Source organism: Streptomyces sp. NPDC026575 (assembly GCF_055567415.1).
Genome location: NZ_JBVHQM010000064.1, coordinates 1 through 4,672 on the forward strand (window position 1 = coordinate 1; position 4,672 = coordinate 4,672).

The window sequence follows — 4,672 nt, forward strand, 5'->3', positions numbered from 1 at the left end:
GGCAAGGCGGGCAAGAAGGCCGCTACGGACGCCGTGGAGAACATGGGCGAGTCCCTGGGCGAGGGTCTGCGTGACGGCGCGGGCGGCCGTGCGGGCCGGCGGGCTCGTCAGGGTCTGGACTCCGCCGCCGGGCACGGCAGCGATGGTGACGGCGGCGACGGCGGCGATGGTGGGGGCTCCGGCGACGGGGGCTCCAGCGGGTCGGGGAGCGGGTCCGGGTCGAACAGCGGGTCCGGGTCCGGGTCCGATTCGGGGTCGGGGTCGGGGTCGGGCAGCGGATCGGGTTCGGGTTCGGGGTCCGGATCCGACGGCGGTGGGTCCGGCAGTGGTTCGGGCTCGGGCTCGGGTTCCAGCTCCGACAGCGGTTCCGGATCGGGCTCCGGATCGGGCTCCGGCTCCGGTTCCGGCAGCTCCTCCAACGGCTCCGGTGGCAGCGGCAGCGGCAGCGGAAGTGGTACGGACGGCGGCAACCACGGCGGCTCCAACGGTGGGGGCTCCACCAGCCACACCCCCCGCGCCTCGGACAACGCGGGCGCCACCGACGGCCCCAGTTCCAGCGGCCGCGACGGCGCCGACTCCGGTGGCACGGGCACCAACCCGTCCACCTCCCACAGCCCCTCCAACGGTGCGGGCTCCGACCCTGCCCGCAACGTCCCGGACGCGCAGCCCCTGCCGCCCCCGGACCAGCGCTCCCCGTTCGACGAGGGCTACCGAGGCGGCAACGACAGTCCCTACTCGAACTCCCCCACCCCCGACGCCGGTTCCGGCCACGCTCCGGACGCCGGTCCCACCCCGGACTCGGGCAACACCCACGACTCGGGCCCCACTCCGGACAGCTCACGCCCGGACTCCTCGCGCCCGGACACGGACGGCATCAGCACCCAGCCGACGCCCGACCACACCCCGGACGCGGCACGCCCGGACCACGACCCGATCAGCACCCAGCCGACACCGGACCACACCCCGGACTCGGCGCGCCCCGACTCCGACCCGGTCAGCACCCAGCCCACCCGGGACAACACCCCGGACTTCGCACGCCCGGACCGCCCGGATGCGGACCCCGTCAGCACCCAGCCCGCACCGGACACCACCCCGGACGGCGCCCGCCCCACCCCCACCCCGGACCCCGTCAGCACTCAGCCCGCACCGGACTCCACCCCCCACGAGGGCGGGCCCTCGCGCCCTGACGCGCCGCAGCCCGCGCCCTCACCGATCCCGGACCCGGTAGCCGGCAACCCGCCCTCCTACGGCGACAACTCCGCCGACACCAGCGGCAACAACAACGGCAACGGGGACAACACCAACAACAGCGGCAGCGGCGGCCGCCCCTCCATGCCGCACGTCGGCACACCGCCCCAGGGCGCCCCGGTCCAGCACACCCCCTCCTCCGGCCAGCCCATCCAGCAACGCGACCCGGCCCCCGGCGACCCCATGCCCACCATGGACGACCCGGACGACACCACCGTCTCCACCCAGTCCGCCGACACCGCCACCCTCCCCCCACCCACCCAACACACCACCGACCCCACAGCGAACACCCCCAACACCCCCGCCACCCCCCAACAGGGCCAGCAGCCCAACACTCCGCAGAACCCCGGCCCGATGATGGGCGGCATCCCGCCCCAGGGCAGCCCCTCCACACCCCCGAACGGCGCCCCACCCCGCAGCGGCACACCCGGCAACACCAGCCCCTCCGCCGGCAACAACCGCCGCCCCGATGGCTCCCAGGCCATTCGCGACGTCACCCAGCAGCGTCAGCCCGAGCGCCCCGCCTACAACCCCCGCCTGGACGGCCCCCGCCGCGACGCACCCGCCACGCCTCCCGGTAACAACCGCCGCCCCGACGGCTCCCAAATCGTCCAGGACCACACCCAACAGCCCACCCCCGAGCGTCCCCCGCACAACCCTCGTCTCGACGGCCCCGCCCGCAACGACGAGTCCGGGCGCCCCGACGGGAACCGTTCCGACGGCACCCGCCCGGACGGCGCTCGTCCCGACGGCGCTCGCCCGGACAGCACTCGTCCCGACGGCACCCGCCCGGATGGGGCTCGCCCCGACGGCACCCACCCGGACGGCGCTCGTCCCGACGGCACCCGCCCGGATGCGACTCGCCCCGACGGTGCCCAGCCCAGCGCGTCCCGCCCGGACGCGTCCCGCCCGGACGCGTCACGCCCCGACACGACACGTCCCGACAGCGCCCGCCCGGACGCATCACGCCCCGACACCACACGGCCGGACTCGACGCGTCCCGACGGGACGCCGCAGTCCGCCGCCCCCACCCGTACGGACCGGCCGCAGACCGACGCCCCTGCCCAGGTGCCGTCGCAGCCCGGCGCCCAGGCCCCCACGCGCCCTGGTGCCCCGACCCCCAACACGCCGAACCCGAACGTCCCGCACCAGAACCAGCAGCCGCAACAGCAGCCGCAGCACCAGCAGCCCACGCCGCAACAGCAGCAGCCGCAGCAGACGCCCCAGCAGCAGACCCCGCAGCAACAGCCCCAACAGCAGCAGCCGGGCCCGTACGTCCAGCAGCCGGTCCCCCAGCAGCAGCCCGCGCCGCACCAGCAAAACCAGAACCCCCAGCAGACCCAGCCCACCCCGCACCAACAGCAGGAAGCGCAGCACCAGCCACCGGTCGCACAGCCCCAGAACCTCCGCAGCCACAACGACGTACGGCTCGGCCTCAACGTCCAGCCGGGTGGCCTGTACTCGCCGTTCCCGCACGACCAGCAGGCACTGCTGAACAACTTCCCGCGGAACCCGGACGGCACCCCGCGGGCGTTCAACGACCCGTTCCAGCCGTGGGCCCAGCTCCAGAACGACGGCGGCCCCACCGTCTACGGCCGCTCCAACAACTGCGCCGACTGCACCCGCTCCTTCATGGAGTCCTGGTACGGCAACCCGCAGGTGTCCGCTCCACGCACCTTCGACCCGGATGGCAAGGGCGGCATCGACCGCGCGTCCGGCGAGAACAACGGCACCGCCAACATCGAGCAGTACACCGGCGCCAAGTTCCGCAACTCCGGCCAAAACGCCAAGGACGGCTACGCCCAGATCGCCGACGACCTCCGCAAGGCCGGCCCCGGCGCCGCAGCCGCGGTACTGGTCACCTGGCCCAACGGCGGCGCCCACGTCTTCAACGCGGTCAACCACGACGGCAAGGTCGTCTGGGTCGACAGCCAGACCGGCACGATCAGCGACCAGCCCATCAACACCCAGGCCAAGAACGTCTGGCACCTCGTCACCGACGCCAACCGCCAGCCCTTCGACCCCACCGCCCCCCAAAACCAACAGCAGCAGCCCCAGACCCAAAACCAGCCCCAACCCCAGAACCAGCAGCAGGCCCAGGCCCAAAACCAGCAGCAACCCCAGAACCAGCAGCAGGCCCAGGCCCAAAACCAGCAGCAACCCCAGAACCAGCAGCAGGCCCAGCAGCACGCCCAAGCACAGGCCCAGCAGCAAGCCCAGCAGCAGGCGCAGGCACAGCAGCAGGCCCAGGCACAGGCGCAGGCACAGGCACAGGCGCAGGCACAGGCGCAGGCTCAACAGCAGGCACAAGCCCAAGCGCAGGCGCAGGCACAAGCTCAAGCACAGGCCCAGGCCCAGCAGCAGGCGCAGGCCCAGGCCCAGCAGCAGGCCCAGGCTCAAGCGCAGGCGCAGGCACAGGCACAGGCACAAGCCCAGCAGCAGGCACAGGCGCAGGCCCAGGCGCAGGCGCAAGCCCAGGCCCAGGCCCAGGCCCAGGCCCAGGCCCAGCAACACGCTCAGGCCCAGCAGGCCCAGCAGCAGCCAAACCCCTACCAGCAGCCACAACAGCAGCCGGGCCCGTACCAGCAGCCCCACCAGCAGCCCGCGCCGCAGCACCAGCAGCCCAACCCATACGCGCAGAATCAGCAGCAGAACCCGTACCAGCAGCAGCCCCAGCAACAGCAGTCTCCGTACACCCAGCAGCCGCAGCAACAGCAACCTGCGCCGTACCAACAGCAGCAGAACCCGTACGCCCAGCAGCCGCACCAGCCCGGCCCGTACACCCAGCAACCGGCCCCGCAGCAGCACCAGCAGAACCCGTACCAGCAGCAACCGCACGCCCAACAGCCGCAGCAACAGCAACCTGGCCCGTACCAGCAGCAGCCAGGCCCGTACGCCCAGCAGCCGCAGCAGCCCGGTCCGTACACCCAACAGCCGCACCAGCAGCAGCCAGGCCCGTACGCCCAACAGCCCCACCAGCAGCAGCCAGGCCCCTACACCCAGCAGCCGCATCAGCAGCCGCCGAACAACAACCCGTACCAGCAGCAGGCCCCGCACTACCCACAGAACCCGCAGAACCCGCAGAACCCACAGCACCCGCAATACCCGGCAGCAGTCCCCGACACCGCCGCCGACAGCTCACCGGCCCCGGACGCCGAGCACTCGAACGACCGCACCGAGCCGGACGCGAACAACACCACCCAGCGCCCCGCGGACACCGACTCCGACCACTCCTCCCGTCCGGAGGAGAACACGGACGACAGCGGCAACGAGTCCTCCTCGGAGCGCAGGGACGACGCCGACGGTCACAACCCCCCAGGCGACCACCCGCCCGCTTCCGAGACCCGCAACCGCGAACGCCCCGGCGGCCTCGAAGGCCCCACCGACGAGCACCAGCAGCACGTCGAGAACTCCATCCCCAAGA

1 protein-coding gene is annotated in these 4,672 nt (G+C 73.0%); it reads left to right on the top strand.

The genetic code is table 11. The features are described from left to right. Window positions 1–4,672, top strand: a 4,672-nt coding sequence (locus ACZ4NB_RS38640) for a toxin glutamine deamidase domain-containing protein (protein WP_467667739.1), incomplete at both ends; no start/stop codon positions are given.